This is a genomic window from Burkholderia stagnalis, assembly GCF_039848545.1.
Classification (GTDB): Bacteria; Pseudomonadota; Gammaproteobacteria; order Burkholderiales; family Burkholderiaceae; genus Burkholderia; species Burkholderia stagnalis.
The window spans coordinates 75,969-91,982 of the sequence record NZ_CP156686.1; the positions used below are offsets into that span (position 1 = coordinate 75,969).

Sequence of the window (16,014 nt, forward strand, 5' to 3'; positions counted from 1 at the left end):
TCGACGGAGCGGTTGTAGTTGGCCGTGCTCGGATAGGTCATATGTGACCGAGAAAAACTTGATTGACGCGAGATCGCGAATAATGCGATGGAGGGGAATGCGATTGATTCCCGGATGGCGATTATTGCGCCGATTTTCGCGTTTCGATGGAGGGTAAGAGAGATTCGGGCGGACGAAATATTTTCGAGGTGTTGGGATTTAATTTGTTGAAGTTGACAGGTTCGCTTAACAAACGTCTTGCTGACACCACGATTTGACACTCCTTAACTCGCATCAAGAAGAGGAGAGACATTTTCTGCGGGACAATGTGCTGGTCCGTTGATCCGTAGTGCGCCGTGGCGCGATTTGCGAGTAGACCAGAATCATGAACAAGAATAACTACCGACTGGTATTCAGTCGTGTCCGGGGCATGCTGATTGCCGTCGAAGAGACGGCCAATGCGTCAGGTAACGCAGGCCGAGGCGAAGTGGTCTCAGCAGATCGGGCGCCGCTGGTATTCGCACGGTTCGCACTGCGTCACGCAGCATTTGCGGTACTGGTCATGGCCGGTGCGATGCCGATGTGGGCGAATGCGCAGATTGCGGGCGGCGGCGCGCACGCGCCTTCGGTGATCCAGACGCAAAATGGACTACCGCAAGTCAACATCAATAAGCCCGGCAGCGCCGGCGTATCTTTAAATACTTATAATCAATTCGACGTACAAAAACCGGGCGTGATACTCAATAATTCGCCCACGATTGTCAACACGCAGCAAGCGGGCATGATCAACGGCAACCCGAATTTCGGGGCGAACGACGCTGCGCGGATCATCGTCAATCAGGTTATCAGCAATAATCCAAGCGCGATTCGCGGTTTTGTCGAGGTCGCAGGCCAAAAAACCGAGGTGATCATAAGCAATCCGGCTGGACTGCAAATCGATGGCGGCGGATTCATCAATACCTCGCGCGCTGTATTGACAACGGGCGTTCCGTATTACGGCGCAGATGGATCGGTGGCCGGCTTCAATGTGAGTCGCGGGCTTGTCACGGTATCCGGCGCGGGTCTGAATGCAGCAAATATCGATCAGGTCGACATCATTGCGCGCGCTGTTCAGGCGAATGCAGCCATTTACGCGAACAACCTGAATGTCGTCGCGGGTGCCAATCAGGTTAATCACGACACCCTTGCCGCGACGCGGATTCAAGGTGACGGCGCCGCCCCCGCTGTTGCGATCGACGTAGCCCAATTGGGCGGCATGTATAGCAATCGCATCCTTTTGGTGGGCACCGAGGGCGGTGTTGGGGTTCGCAATGCAGGCACCATCGCGGCCGATGCGGCCGGCCTGACGCTGACGACAGCGGGCCGGCTGGTGCAGTCCGGCAAAATCAGCTCGCTCGGCAATGTCGCAGTGTCGGCAGACGGCGGCATCGACAACAATGGCACGACCTACAGCCAGCAATCCGTGTCGCTCAATACTGGCGCGGACGTCGTGAATACCGGTACGCTCGCCGCGCAGCACAACGTCGGCGTCAATGCCGGTTCGTTGAATTCCACAGGGGCAATCGGCGCGGGCGTGGACAGCAACGGCGCGGTCACGCAAGCCGGTGAGCTGCAAGTGGCGACGACGGGCCAATTGAGCGCAACCGGCGAGAACATCGCGGGCGGCAACACGACGTTGCGCGGCTACGGCGTCGATCTCGCCGGCAGCAAGACGGCGACGAACGGCACGCTGGATGTGAATGCGACGGCGGGCGACATCAATCTGTCGAACGCGACGACGAGCGCACAGGGCGCATTGAACGCGACTGCAGCGGGCGCGCTCGTCAACGATCACGGCAGCCTTTCCAGCCAGGGCGGTGCCACGCTGACGGCGAGCAGCGTGTCGAACCAAGGCGGCACGGTATCGTCGCAAGGCGCGTTGACGGTACGCGCGTCCGGGGCGTTTTCGAATCAGGCCGGCACGCTGGTGTCGCAGAACACGGCCGACGTCGAAGGCGGCGCGATCGACAATCAGCAAGGCATCATCCAGAGCGCCGGCCGAATGAAGATGGTCGCCGCTTCCCTTCAGAATAGCGCTGGGCGCGTCACGTCCCTGAACGGCGACGGCTTGTCCATCACGACGAGCGGCCAACTGACCAACGCAGCGGGTATGACCGCGAACGGCGCGCAAGGCGGCGTGATCGGTGGTGACGGCGCTGTCTCGGTACAGGCCGGCAGCATCGCAAACCAAGGATCGATCAGCGCCACGACCGATTTGAACATCGGCGCGCAATCGATCGACAACGGTAGCGGGTCACTGACGGCCGGTCGGAACGCATCGATCGACGCCGGTACGCACCTGGCGAATGCATCCGGCAGTATTTCTGCCGGCGCGTTGGCGAACGTTCGCGCGACCAATCTGGACAATAGTTCCGGTTCGATACAGGCAAGCCAGTTGTCGCTGTCGGCAACCGATCTCGCGAACCGGTCGGGCGCGATCACGCAGACCGGCACGAACCCGACCACGATCGCCGTTTCCGGCACGCTCGACAATCGTTCGGGCACCGTACGGACGAACAGCGCCGATCTGAGCCTCACCCCTGCGACGCTGATCAATGATCACGGCAAGATCGCACATGCCGGTAGCGGTACGCTGACGATCGCAACGGGCGCGTTGTCGAACCAGGGCGGTTCCATCGCGACCAATGGCGCGCTGGCGCTGACCGCCGCAGCATTGTCGAACCAGGCCGGCACCTTGTCCGCACAGCGGCAAGCTACGCTTGGCGTCCAGTCGTTGGACAACAGCGCGGCCGGATACATCGGTGCCGACAGCGTATCGATCAAATCCCAAGGCGCGATCAACAACCAGACGGGTGTCGTCGAGTCGAATCACGCGTTGACGATCGCGGCCGACAGTCTGGCAAACGATGGCGGTGCCGTTAAAGCACTCGGCACGGATGCACTGTCCGTCACGGCGACGAACGCGCTGACGAACACGGCGGGCGGCACGATCGGCGGCAATGGCGATGTGTCGGTTTCGGGCGGTGTGGTCGACAATTCAAACGGTTCGTTGCTGGCAGCACGATCGTTGTCGGTGCAGTCGAACGGCCAGCTCGGGAACGCGGCCGGCCTGATTCAGGCGAAGGACAACCTCAAGGTTGCCGCGCAAGGTGCCGTGCTCAACAACGGCGGCCAAATCGAGGCGAACGGCGCAACGGCGACGCTCCAATTGTCCGGGACGAGCATTGATAACAGCGACGGGCGGATCGTAAATATTGGCACGGGCGCGACGACGATCGACGGCGGCACGTCGATTACGAACACGGGTGCATCCGGTAAAGCCGGCGCAGGCACGATCGGCGGCAACGGCGATGTGACGCTGACCGCGCAATCGCTCACGAATGCGCAAGGCGGTCAGACGCTGGCCGGCCACGACCTGACGTTGAACGTCGCCAATAACGCGAACAATGCCGGCGGCGTATTGTCGGCCGCGAATAATCTGATGTTCAACGGCGGGAACGCCCGCCTTTCGAATCAGAACGGATCTGTTCGAGCAAACGGCGCGCTGGCGCTGAACGCCGCGTCGATCGACAATACGTCCGGCAAAATCGGTAACGACGCCGGCAGCGGCGGCAGCGTATCGATTCAGACCGGTGCGCTGTCGAATCAGGGCGGTGCGATCGGTAGCGATCAAGACCTGACGCTGACGGCCGGCACGCTGTCCGGTGACGGTTCCATCATCGCAGGCCGCGATGGCTCGATCACGCTCGGAAGCGACTACACGCAGACGGCAGCGAACAGGCTGCACGCGAACGGCAACTTGAATTTCACCACGTCGGGCAAGCTGACGAACCAGGGCGTGCTGGATGCCAACGGCGCGCTCACCGTGAATGCGGCGAACGTCGACAACCAGAGCGGCGCGGATTTGAATTCCGCGAACACGACGGTCAATGCGAACGGCGGCACGATCGACAACGCCGGCCGCATTGAAGGCGATACGGTTACGACCAACAGCGCGACGTTGAACAACACGGGCACAGTCATCGGTGCCAACGTCACGTCGAACGCGAACACGATCAACAATACCGGGGCCGCCGCAGTCTTCGCCGCCGCCAATCAATTGAACCTGTACGCGACGAATCAGTTGTCGAATACAGGCGGCGCGAACCTGTTCAGCGTCGGCGATATCAATATCGCGGCGAACGGCCAGCGCGACGCTAACGGGTTGCTCGCCAACCGCACGCAAAACGTGCTGAACGATCAATCGGCGATCGAAGCGCAAGGGAATGTCGAACTCGCGGCCGGCACGTTTACCAATACGCGCCCGGCGCCTACGGTCACGACCGAAACGACCGGCACGACGAGCAAGCACGAAACCAAGCGCGACAAGTACATAGCGTGTGCGACGACCAATGCCAACTCGCATTCGTCGTGCACGCAAGCGGTATTCGACTATGGCTATAAGACCCCACGCAACGACACGTTCAGCAGCGCGCAGGTGGTGTCCCAATCAAGCGGTTCGAATGCTACGGACCGCGTGCTCGTCCTGACCGTGAACGGTCAGCAGCAGACGATCTACTACAACACGCTGACGGATAACGGCAACGGCACGATTACGGTCAACTATTGGGATGCGTATGACCCGCACGTCAACTATGTTCCCGACACGGAATATGCGACGCGCAGCGACGCCCATAAGGGCTATCAGCGTGTCGAAATCTGGCGCGATACCACGTCCACGATTCAGCAGGACAAGGTAACGAGCCAGGCGCCGCAAGCGCAACTCGTCGCGGGCGGCAGTATCACGATGGCGAACGTCGGCACGATCAACAACGACTACAGCGTGATCGCGGCCGGCAAGTCGATTCAGATCGGCAGTACGCAGCAGAACGGTTCGGTTGGGAGCGGCAGTTACGGCGGCACGGTCGTCAACAACGTCGGCCAGACGCTGTATCAGTATCAGACCGACAATATCGTGTCGATGTATGCGTGGAACGAAGATACCAATCGGGATCGCGGCACGATCGTCGAGCCGCCCGTTGTTCATACGCCCGTCGCGATCGGCGGCACGGGCGGCACGATCATCGCGAATCAGTCGGTGTCTATCAGCGCGCAGAGCGTCAATAACCAGAATGTCGCCGCGCAGAATTCCGCGACCGGCGCGACGGGCGGCACGCTCGGCAACAATTCGGCCAATCAAGGCGTGACGGGCGGCAATCTGACCAAAGTCGGCGCGGCCAATGGAACGACGACGGTTCCGGCGCTGCAATCAGTCGCGAGCGCGACGGGTGCGTTGTCGATCACGTTGCCCACCAGCGGCATGTACTCGGTTCATCCTGCGCCGGGCCAGCCGTATTTGATCGTCACCGATCCGCGGTTGACGAGCTATACGAAATTCATCTCGAGCGACTACATGCTCGGCCAGTTGAACCTGAACCCGGCGAGCATCGAAAAGCGTCTGGGTGACGGCATGTACGAGCAGCAGATGGTGCGCAACCAGATCACGCAGTTGACGGGGCGCACTTTCCTGCCGGGTTACGCGAGCGCCGAAGATGAATATCGCGCGCTGATGACGAACGGCGCGAACTATGCGAAGTCGTTCGGCTTGGTGCCGGGCGTGGCGCTTTCCGCTGCGCAAATGGATGCGTTGACGAGCGATATCGTGTGGCTGGTCGACCAGACCGTGACCCTGCCCGATGGCAGCACGACGCACGTGTTGGCGCCGGTCGTCTATATGGCGCAAACGCATGCGAACGACCTGCAGCCGAGCGGCGGTTTGATCGCGGCCGACGATGTGGAAATCCATACGGTCGGCACCGCGACGAATACGGGCGTCATCAAGGGCGGATCGAAGACGGTGCTCACCGCGACCGATATCCTGAACCGCGGTGGCACGATTTCGAGCAGCGCGACGAACGGCACGACGGTCGTATCGGCCAGCAACGATGTGGTGAACTCGTCGGGGATGATTACCGGCAATCGGGTTGCCGTCAGCGCCGGTCGCGATATCGTCAACACGACGCTGGTCGATGCCGTGGGCGCGACCGGCGCATCGGGCGTAAGCAAGGTCAGTACAAGCTTGATCGGCCGGCAAGGCACGATTGCGGCAACGGGCGACCTGTCGGTTCAGGCCGGTCGCGACCTCGCGCTTCATGGCGCGAATCTTTCGGCTGGCGGCGATGCGCTGGTCACGGCGGGTCGCGATATCAACGTTGATACGGTTCAGTCCACGACGAACCAATCGATGTATCTGAATGGTCAGCATCATTGGGAAGAATCGAAGACGAAGAACGTCACGAGCGGCATCACCGCAGGTGGCAGTCTGGGGATGCAAAGCGGTAACGATACGACGCTCAAGGGTGCGACCGTTTCCGCCGGCAAGGATTTGGCCGTGCTCGCGGGTGGCAACCTGACGGCAACGATCGTTACGGATACCGCGAAGCTCGATAACGTCGCGGTGGACGACAAGACACGCAAGGAAGTCGATCACAACTACGACGAACACGCCGTGGGTACGCAATTCACGGCGGGCGGAAACGCGACACTGGCGGCGGCAAGTGGCGACAAGTCGAAGGGCAACGTCACGCTCACGGGTTCGTCCCTCACCGCTGGCATGACGAACGGCGTTGAGAACGGCACCGGTGCGGCGAACATCGCGGCGACGGGCAACGTCACGATCAACGAAGCTCGCGAAGAACACGACAAGTATCAGGATGTGCGGGTTACTCGCGGCAGCTTCGTCAGCAGCACGAAGACCGATTCGATGAAGGAGACGCGTGCGAACGTCGGCGTCGGCAGCACGGTATCGGGCAACACCGTCAACATTCAGTCGGGCCACGACCTGACCGTTCAAGGCAGTACGGTCGTTGGTACGAACGATGTGAATCTTGCAGCGGCGAACAACGTCAATATCACGACGTCCAAGGATACGGTCACGCAGGACAGCTACTATCACGAAACGCATTCGGGCATCGGCTCAAGCGGCCTGAATGTGAGTATCGGCACGCAGACGAAGAAAGATACGGATCATGTTTCGTCGGTCACGAACAACGCGAGCACGGTTGGATCGATAGGCGGCAACCTGACCGTCAAGGCCGGTGACACGCTGCACGTGACGGGCAGCGACCTGGTTGCCGGAAAGAACCTGACGGGCACCGCCGCGAACGTCGTGATCGATTCGGCGACGGACACCAACAACAAGACGCATAGCGAGACAACCAGCAGCAGCGGCGTCACGCTCGGCCTGTCGGGCAGCGTCGGCGATGCGATCAACGGGGCCTATCAGCAGGCGCAGGCGGCAAAGAGCGGCAGCGGCGACAGCCGTGCGACGGCCCTGCACGCGATCGCGGCGGCCGGTAATGCCGCGATGGGCGTTGCCGGGCTGACGGGCGGCGCGCTCGCAGGTGGCGGTGCGCCGAGCATCGGCGTTCAAATCAGCGTTGGATCGAGCCATAGTCGACTCGATACGTCGGAAAACCAGACGGCGCAGCGCGGCTCGAGCGTCACGGCCGGCGGCACCACTGCGCTGATTGCGACCGGCAACGGCACCCCGGGCAGCGGCAATATCACGGTGGCCGGTTCGAACGTGTCGGGCAATGACGTGTTGCTGGCCGCGAAGAACCGGATTGACCTGCAGAACACGACGAACACCGATTCGACGCGCAGCTCGAATTCGTCGTCGAGCGCGAGCGTCGGCGTGTCGATCGGCACGAACGGTATCGGGATTTCGGCAGCCATGTCGCGCGCGCATGGCGACGGCAATAGTGACGCCGTGATGCAAAACAATTCGCACGTGACGGGTGCGAACAGTGTGACGCTTCTCAGCGGCGGCGACACGAACGTTATTGGCTCGAATGTCTCGGGCCGCACTGTGACGGCCGACGTAGGCGGCAACCTGAACATGCGCAGCGTGCAGGATACGACCGTCAGCAGCGCGCACCAAAGCAGTTCAGGCGGCGGGTTCAGTGTCAGCACGATGGGAGGCGGCAGCGCCAGTTTCAGTTCGTCGCACGGAAGCGCGAGCGGCAATTACGCAGGTGTGAACGAACAAGCCGGGATTCAGGCGGGCGATGGCGGTTTCAATGTGAACGTCAAGGGCAATACGGACCTGACGGGCGCAGTGATTGCCAGCACGGCCGATCCGTCGAAGAACACGTTGACGACGGGGACGCTGACCTACCGCGATATCGAGAATCATTCGACCTACAACGCGGACAGCAGCGGCTTTAGCGCGGGTGCGGGCGTAGGCATCACCGGTAAGGCGATCGGACCGGGATCGGTCAGCGGTGCGGGCGGTGTGACGCCGATGATTTCGCAATCGGACAGCGGAAGCGAGAACGCGACGACGCGTAGCGGCGTGAGCGCGGGCACGATCAATATCACGAATCCGGCAGGTCAGGCGCAGGACCTGGCCAACCTGAATCGCGATACGTCGAATCTGAACGGGACAGTTTCGAAGACGCCGGACGTGCAAAACCTGCTGGATCAGCAGGCGGATTTGATGAACGCGGGGCAGGCGGCCGGTCAGGTCATCGCGCAAGGTATCGGGGCCTATGCGGATACGAAGCAAAAGGAAGCACAACGCGAAGCCGATGCGGCCAAGGCTGCAGGAGATACGACGGCACAGGCTGCCTATCAGGCCGAGGCGGATTCTTGGGCGGAAGGTGGTTCCAACCGCGTGCTGATGCATACGGCAGGCGGTGCGCTACTTGCGGGAATGGGCGGTGGAAATGCCTTCGCGGGAGCAGCAGGCGCTGCCCTGTCGTCTGCGGTCGCAGGTAAGCTGAACAGCCTTGCGGATGCGGTCGGTAACAGTACGGGCTCACTGCTGGCGGGCAACGTCCTGTCGAACGTGCTGGCTGGTGCTGGCGGCGCGTTGATCGGCGGTACATCGGGAGCGTTCACGGCATCGAATGCGGACCTGTATAACCGTAGCCAAGGCAATGCAACTGGCACCGGCGGAACGGGACGTGAATTCCTCGGTCGTCTTTGGGATGCCATAGTAGAAACGGCAACGCATCCTGTCAGTTCACTAAACTATGCGATTGGCAGCGTTTTGCCTCAACCGCCCGGACAGAAGCCCGACGCGGATGCAAGCCCGCTTGGCGACGTGAGCAACAACAATCGCACTCCGCCGACCGCGCATGCAGTTGTGACGCCGGGCGTGACAATGTGCGCTCCCGGTGTGCTGTGCCCGACGATTGCAGTTGCTCCCGTTGCGAGCCCGGGTGCGCCGATTATTTCAAGTGGTAACGGAAGCGACGGCGATTCCAGTCGAAGTAATGTCGCGAATCAAAGCACCTCGCAAAGCAATTCGCAGGCGACGATTGGCAATAATAAATCCGCTTCAGAGAATGCGATTTCCAATGCATTTGGAAAAGATAGATCGTATTGGACTAGCGACCCTATAGATTTTGACGGGTCGAAAGTATATCAACGCAACGATTTGATTGATCCTGCGCGCGTGGATACTAGAACCGGTATGACAAATCTTGAATTAATGGAGGCTGGCCGAGCGCCGATTGGTCCGGATGGGCGGCCGATCAACTTGCACCATATGCTACAATCTAACGATGGGCCGATCGCTGAAGTTACGCAAACTTTTCATCAGCAAAACAGCTCTACCATTCACATTAACTCGGGAACTGATATCCCATCAGGAATCAATCGCTCTCAATTCGATGGGTGGCGCGCGAAGTATTGGGAAAGCCGAGCCAAGGATTTCGGAGGTCATTGATGGATGCCAAGTTGATAGCCGCTATTGATGAATTGAAAAATTTATCAGCGGGAAGGCGCATCAAAACGCCTGCCCCTGATGATGAACTGCTGTCAGAGTATGAGAGTGAGATAGGATTTTCTTTTTCGGATGAATATCGGCTATTTTTAAAGGATGCGAGCACCATATTCTTTGGTACTAAAGAGCCGTTGGTAGTTACTCGCGAAAGAGATGATCGGTGTGAGTTGCTCGCGGCAATTCAAGAGGCGCGACGAATCGGCTTGCCGCGCGACTGGATCCCGATTTGCGAAGATAATGGGGACTATTATTGTATCGTTCCAGGCGGACAGATACGATTTTGGTCGCAAGATGGATCGACGACAGAATCGTGGCCTGATCTTGCTGATTGGGTGAAAGAAGTCTGGATTTCTGGGAATTAGGAATTTCCGCCGACTTGAAGGGGGTGATGTGCTGCCGGAAAAATGCAATCCAATTTAATGATGAAAGCAACAAAGCGAATGGCGGCCTTACCTCTTGCAGTCTTTGAATCGTTCGCAGCTCATGCGCAACAAAACGCCTACGCCTGCCGACCAAGTCGCCGCCGCACGCGCGAACGCGGAACAGGATTGACAAGCGCAGCAGCAGCGCGACGCCGCGCTGCGCGCCCCTTCGGTGCGGTCCGAAGGGGCGCGCACCGAAACATATCCGTCGCTGACGAGCGAACAGCCGTGCTTCCGCATTGATCGCTTCGCGCCCGACGTGCCGAGTTCATTACCCGATGCAGCGAAAACCCAAGGCGCGCCCGCTCTCCTGATGGATCGCTTCGCCTTCGCCCGCGAATGGCTGAACCACTACGCAGGGCAATGCGCCGGCAAAAAAGGCATTGACGTACTGGTCAAGGGGCTGTCTCAAGCGATTCTGGCGCGCGACTACGTCACCACACGCGTGCTCGTTCCCGAGCAAGACCTATCAAGTGGCACACTCAGCCTCTCACTGATTCCCGGCGTGAATCGCCGCGTTCGCTTCGTCGACGCGACAAATCCTAAGGAGGATTGGCTTCAGATGATTAACAATCATAATCCGGGCGGGATATTGGTACAGGTTATTCGAGGAGGGGGGGTAATGGAGGTTGAGCTGGAAAATGGTGGTGAGCTTTGCGATGTAATTGAAAAAATTTCACCGATAGAGTGGAGAAAATATCAATCTCGCATTGTAAATATTGACTTCAAGTGCGGAAATGGGGTTCGCGAAGATAGGGTGGCGTATCCTCCATATACGTCATTTCGGTTTGTGGTGGAGGACCAATTTTTGATGTTGGGGTTAAGGTCTGCTATTGAGAATTACAAGGGCGGAGTTGAATGGGTTATGGAGCATCGTGACCGTGTTGCCTTGCCCGGTCGGAATTGGATTATCCAGCCTCGATTTGTGAAAGAAGTGCGGGAGGAGATGGGTGATATTGGTCGGGTAAATTTGGATCTATACATTGCGAAAAAATATCCAGATTTTGGTGCCAAGGCTTACGCAGACTTGTTGCTCTTATCTAAGTATATTGAGAATATCTTCTTTGGAAAAGGCAGGGTTGATCTTGAGAGTGGCAAGCGATGAATCGGGCGGCTAAAATTCTGAGTCGTTGGAGACTATCTCCCCTTATTGCATTATTCTCGCTCGCTGTCAGTGCGCAGCAGGCCCCAACGCCTGCTGACCAAGCCGCTGCCGCCCGCGCGAACGCGGAACAGGATCGACAAGCGCAGCAGCAACGCGACGCGCAACAGCGTGATGCCGAGGTGCGTGCCCCTTCCGTTCGATCGGAAGTGCCGCGCGCCGAAACATATCCGCCGCTGCCGACCGAACAGCCGTGCTTCCGTATCGACCGCTTCGCGCTCGACGTGCCCGATTCGCTGCCCGACGCCGCGAAATCGGCCGGCGCGTCCACGCTGCCGATGGATCGCTTTGCCTTCGCGCGCGAATGGCTTGCCCACTACTCGGGCCAGTGTGTCGGAAAGCAAAGCGTCGACACGATCGTCAAGGGCCTGTCCCGCGAAATCTTGGCGCGCGGTTACATCACGACGCGCGTGTTGCTACCGGAACAGGATTTGACGACAGGTACGCTGAAACTCGCGTTGATTCCCGGCGTGATTCGGCACGTCCGTTTCGCCGACGAGCAATTGCGCGGCACCTGGAAGACCGCATTCCCGACCAGCAACGGCGAACTGCTGAACCTGCGCGACCTCGAGCAAGGTCTGGAGCAAATGAAACGCGTCACCAGCCAGGACGTGTCGATGCAAATCGTCCCCGCTGACTTACCGGGCGAAAGCGATGTGGTACTGGACGTAAAGCGCGGCAAGCCGTGGACAGTCGTCGCATCGATCGACAATTCGGGCACACGCGCGACAGGCAAACTTCAGGGCAATCTGTCGATCGGCATCGATAACCCGCTCGGCTTGAACGACGTGTTCAACGTCGGCGTGAGTCAAGACCTCGAACTTGGCGACAAGCGTCTCGGCTCGCACGGCTGGAACGGCTTCTATTCGATTCCGTGGGGCTACTGGACCGCCACGATTGCCGCGTACACGAACACCTACTATCAGCAAATCGCCGGCGTTAACCAGACGTTCGTCGCGAGCGGCAATTCAAAGACGCTGGATTTCAAACTGTCCCGCGTGCTGCTGCGCAGTCAGAACGACGTGTTCGGCGGGTACATCCGTTTGTCGCGTCGCTTCGGCGAAAGCTTCATCGAAGACACGGAGATTACGCAGCAGCGCCGCAACAACACGGTTATCGAACTCGGCCTGACCGATCGTCACTACTTCGACGGTGCGCAGTTCGACGGCACGCTCGCCTATCGTCAGGGTGTCAGCGGACTCGGCGCGCAGGACGACATACTCGCGGCGGGTGGCGGCCCGACCTACCGCTACAGAATGGCGGTGCTGGATGCGAATCTGTCGGTGCCGTTCGCGATCGCAAAGCAGCCGTTCCGTTACGTGACGAGCGTTCATGGTCAGTACACGGGTAACACGCTGTACTACATCGACGACGTGACCATCGGCAGCCGTTACACGGTGCGCGGCTTTGACGGCGAAACGATGTTGGCGGCGGCACGTGGCTTGTACTGGCGCAATGAACTGCAAATGCCTATCGGGCAGACCGGCCAAGCAATCTATGCCGGGCTGGATTACGGTCGTGTATGGGGACCGCAGCCGGTTGCGTTGGTTGGTACGCAGTTGGCCGGTGCGGTGATTGGCGTGAAGGGCAGCGTCGCCACTCGATTTGGCGCCTATGGGTACGATTTGTTCGCTGGAACGCCGGTCTACAAGCCATCCGGGTTTCCGACTGCGCGTGTCACGGTCGGATTTCAGTTGACTGCGCAGTTTTGAGGGATGGCGGGATGTCGATGTGACACCCGCGCATCCGGGACTCGCACCCCGGCCCGGCGGATTCCGATGCCGCACCGCCCGGCCGCCATGGGCGGCCGCTACCGCGCCTGCACAGCCCCCACCCGCGCAGTCTTCCCCGCCTGCGCAAGCGCCTCCCGAATCGCCGCTTCAGTCTTCTCGTACTGCCCCTCACCAAAGCGCGTATAAACGACCCGCCCGTTCGCATCGACCAGATACAGCGCCGGCCAATACCGATTCCCGTACGCGTTCCACGTGTCATACCGATTGTCCTGCGCAACCGGATACCGAATCCCGAACCGCCCCAGCGCATCCGCGACATTGCGCGCATCCCGCTCGAACGGATACTCGGGCGTATGCACGCCGATCACGACCAGCCCCTGGTCACGATACTTCCGATACCACTCGTTGACATACGGAATCGTATGAATGCAGTTGATGCACGAATACGTCCAGAAATCGACCAGCACGACCTTGCCGCGCAACTCGCTCAGCTTCAGCGGCGCGCTGTTGTGCCAGCGCTCGATGCCGGCGAGTTCGGGGGCCTGAGCGCCGGCTTCGACCATCGGCGGGACGGTTTCGCCGCGCGTGTCGGCGAAGGCGGCCAGCGCGGCGGTGGCGGCGACGGCGGTGATGACGACGGCGGTCTTGAGGCGGGTGAACATGGGCGTTCTCCGGGTTCGGGGTTTCGACAGACCGTATTGAGCCGCCCGCACGTATCCGGCATGTGTGCGCGGAGCGCCTGTTTGCAATGTCGTGTGTCTGCGTCCGCGCCGGATACATTGGGATACAAACCGGCGTGCGAGCTGCGGTATAAAGCAGCATCGCCCGGGCCCGCCGCCCGCACTCCACCCTTTCGGCGGCACACGCCGCGAGTATGATGGCCTCCATGGAAAAGACCGACCACGTGCTGATCGTCGACGACGATCGCGGCATCCGGGAACTGATCGCCGACTATCTCGAGAAGCAGGGCATGCGCGTGTCGCTGGCCGCGAACGGCCGCGAGATGCGGGCCGTGCTCGACAGCGGCGCGCCGGACCTGATCGTGCTCGACCTGATGCTGCCCGGCGAGGACGGCCTCGTGCTGTGCCGCGAGCTGCGCGTCGGCAAGTTCCGCGCGGTGCCGGTGCTGATGCTCACCGCGCGCGGCGACGAGACCGATCGCATCGTCGGCCTCGAGATGGGCGCCGACGACTATCTCGCGAAGCCGTTCGCGGTGCGCGAGCTGTTCGCGCGGATCCGCTCGGTGCTGCGCCGCACACGCATGCTGCCGCCCGGCATGCAGGTGACGGAGACGGCCACGCTGCTCGCGTTCGGCGAATGGCGGCTCGACACGACCGGGCGCCACCTGCTCGATGCCGACGGCACGCTGGTCGCGCTGAGCGGCGCCGAATACCGGCTGCTGCGCGTGTTCCTCGATCATCCGCAGCGCGTGCTGACGCGCGACCAGCTCCTCAACCTCACGCAGGGCCGACAGTCCGACCCGTTCGACCGCTCGATCGACCTGCTGGTGAGCCGCCTGCGCCAGCGCCTGCGCGACGGCGCGCGCGAACCGCGCTACATCAAGACGCTGCGCAACGAGGGCTATGTGTTCTCGTCGGCCGTGACCGCCGTCGAAGGCACGCCATGATGCCGCGCATGAGCTGGCAGTGGCCGCGCACGCTGTTCGCGCGGCTCGCGCTGATCCTGTGCGTGGGCCTCGCGCTCGCGCAGACGCTGTCGTTCTGGCTCACGGTGACGGAGCGCGACCAGGCCACCACCAACCTGATGATGGGCTACATCGAGCGCGAGGTTGCAAGCTCGGTCGCGCTGCTCGACCATCTGCCGCCCGCCGAGCGCGCCGAGTGGCTGCCGCGGCTCGCGCGGCGCAGCTACCAGTTCATCCTCGGGCCGGGCGAGACGGGCACGCCGCCGCAGGCGCGGCTGTCGGCGCGCGTCGAGCGCTCGATCTCGGACGGCATCGGCGGCGCGTACCCGCTCACCGCGAACGCGATGCCCGGCGACCGCGAACACCTGCAGGTGCATCTGCGCCTGACCGACGGCTCGCCGCTGACGATCGACATCCATCCGATGTCGACGGTGCCGCTGTCGGGCTGGCTGCCGCTCGTGCTCGTGCTGCAGCTCGCGGTGCTCGCCGCGTGCTGCTGGCTCGCGGTGCGGCTCGCGACGCGGCCGCTGAAGCAGCTCGCGCAGGCCGCCGATGCGCTCGGCCCCGACCTGAAGGGCGCGCGCCTGAGCGAAGGCGGCCCGTCGGAAGTCGCCCGCGCGGCGCGCGCGTTCAACGCGATGCAGGACCGCATCGCGCAGTACATGGCGGAGCGCATGCAGATCCTCGCGTCGATCTCCCACGACCTGCAGACGCCGATCACGCGGATGCGGCTGCGCGTCGACGTGATGGACGACGACACGCAGGGCGCGAAGCTGCGCCAGGACCTGATCGAGATGGAGCATCTCGTGAAGGAGGGCGTCGCCTATGCGAAGACGCTGCACGGCACCGAGGAGGCCGCGCGCCGCACCGATCTCGATGCGATGCTCGACAGCATCGTGTGCGACTACGCGGATGCGGGGCAGGCCGTGACGCTCGCGCATCGCGCGCCGCTCGCGCTCGTCACGCGGCCGAAGGCGCTGCGCCGCATCGTCGGCAACCTGGTCGACAACGCGCTGAAGTTCTCGGGCGCGGCCGAGATCGAGGTGGCGCCCGCGCCGGACGGCGGCGCGGTGATCGCGGTGCTGGACCGCGGCCCCGGCATTCCGGACGACCAGCTCGACGCGGTGTTCGAACCGTTCCGGCGCATCGAGACGTCGCGCAACCGCGACACGGGCGGCACCGGGCTCGGCCTCGCGATCGCGCGGCAGCTCGCGCTCGCGATGGGCGGCGCGCTGACGCTCGCGAACCGGCCGGAAGGCGGGCTCGAGGCGCGATTGACGCTGCGCAATCTCGATCGCTGA

Annotated in this window: 6 protein-coding genes and 1 pseudogene; 6 read left to right on the top strand and 1 reads right to left on the bottom strand. The window is 61.5% G+C overall.

The window, feature by feature from the left end; genetic code table 11:
• Positions 1-364 precede the first annotated feature (364 nt).
• From ABFO07_RS17320 to ABFO07_RS17335, 4 genes and pseudogenes are all read left to right on the top strand, one after another.
• A complete protein-coding gene (locus ABFO07_RS17320) occupies positions 365-9,694 on the top strand; it encodes a hemagglutinin repeat-containing protein (RefSeq protein WP_347469333.1) in 9,330 nt (3,109 codons plus the stop codon).
• Positions 9,694-10,113 carry an SMI1/KNR4 family protein gene (locus ABFO07_RS17325; protein ID WP_081067688.1) on the top strand — a complete coding sequence of 140 codons (420 nt, stop codon included), beginning with the start codon at positions 9,694-9,696 and terminating at the stop codon, positions 10,111-10,113. The genes ABFO07_RS17320 and ABFO07_RS17325 overlap by 1 nt, the downstream gene beginning before the upstream one ends.
• A 60-nt stretch (positions 10,114-10,173) precedes the next feature.
• A pseudogene (locus ABFO07_RS17330) lies at positions 10,174-10,705 on the top strand (POTRA domain-containing protein); the annotation flags it as partial.
• Positions 10,706-11,274: 569 nt separating this feature from the next.
• A complete protein-coding gene (locus tag ABFO07_RS17335; RefSeq protein WP_059563156.1) occupies positions 11,275-13,047 on the top strand; it encodes a ShlB/FhaC/HecB family hemolysin secretion/activation protein in 1,773 nt (590 codons plus the stop codon).
• A 98-nt stretch (positions 13,048-13,145) separates the two neighbouring features.
• Here the strand turns inward: ABFO07_RS17335 and ABFO07_RS17340 are convergent, their stop codons facing one another.
• Positions 13,146-13,730, bottom strand: a complete 585-nt coding sequence (locus ABFO07_RS17340; RefSeq protein ID WP_347469334.1) for a thioredoxin family protein — start codon at positions 13,728-13,730, stop codon at positions 13,146-13,148.
• A 224-nt stretch (positions 13,731-13,954) separates the two neighbouring features.
• Here ABFO07_RS17340 and ABFO07_RS17345 point away from each other — a divergent pair, with 224 nt between their 5' ends.
• Together ABFO07_RS17345 and ABFO07_RS17350 are read left to right on the top strand one after the other, a co-directional pair.
• Positions 13,955-14,695 carry a response regulator gene (locus ABFO07_RS17345; protein WP_059563158.1) on the top strand — a complete coding sequence of 247 codons (741 nt, stop codon included), beginning with the start codon at positions 13,955-13,957 and terminating at the stop codon, positions 14,693-14,695.
• Entirely contained in the window at positions 14,695-16,014 is a 1,320-nt protein-coding gene (locus tag ABFO07_RS17350; protein WP_375782258.1) for an ATP-binding protein, read from the top strand. Before ABFO07_RS17345 ends, ABFO07_RS17350 begins: the two co-directional genes overlap by 1 nt.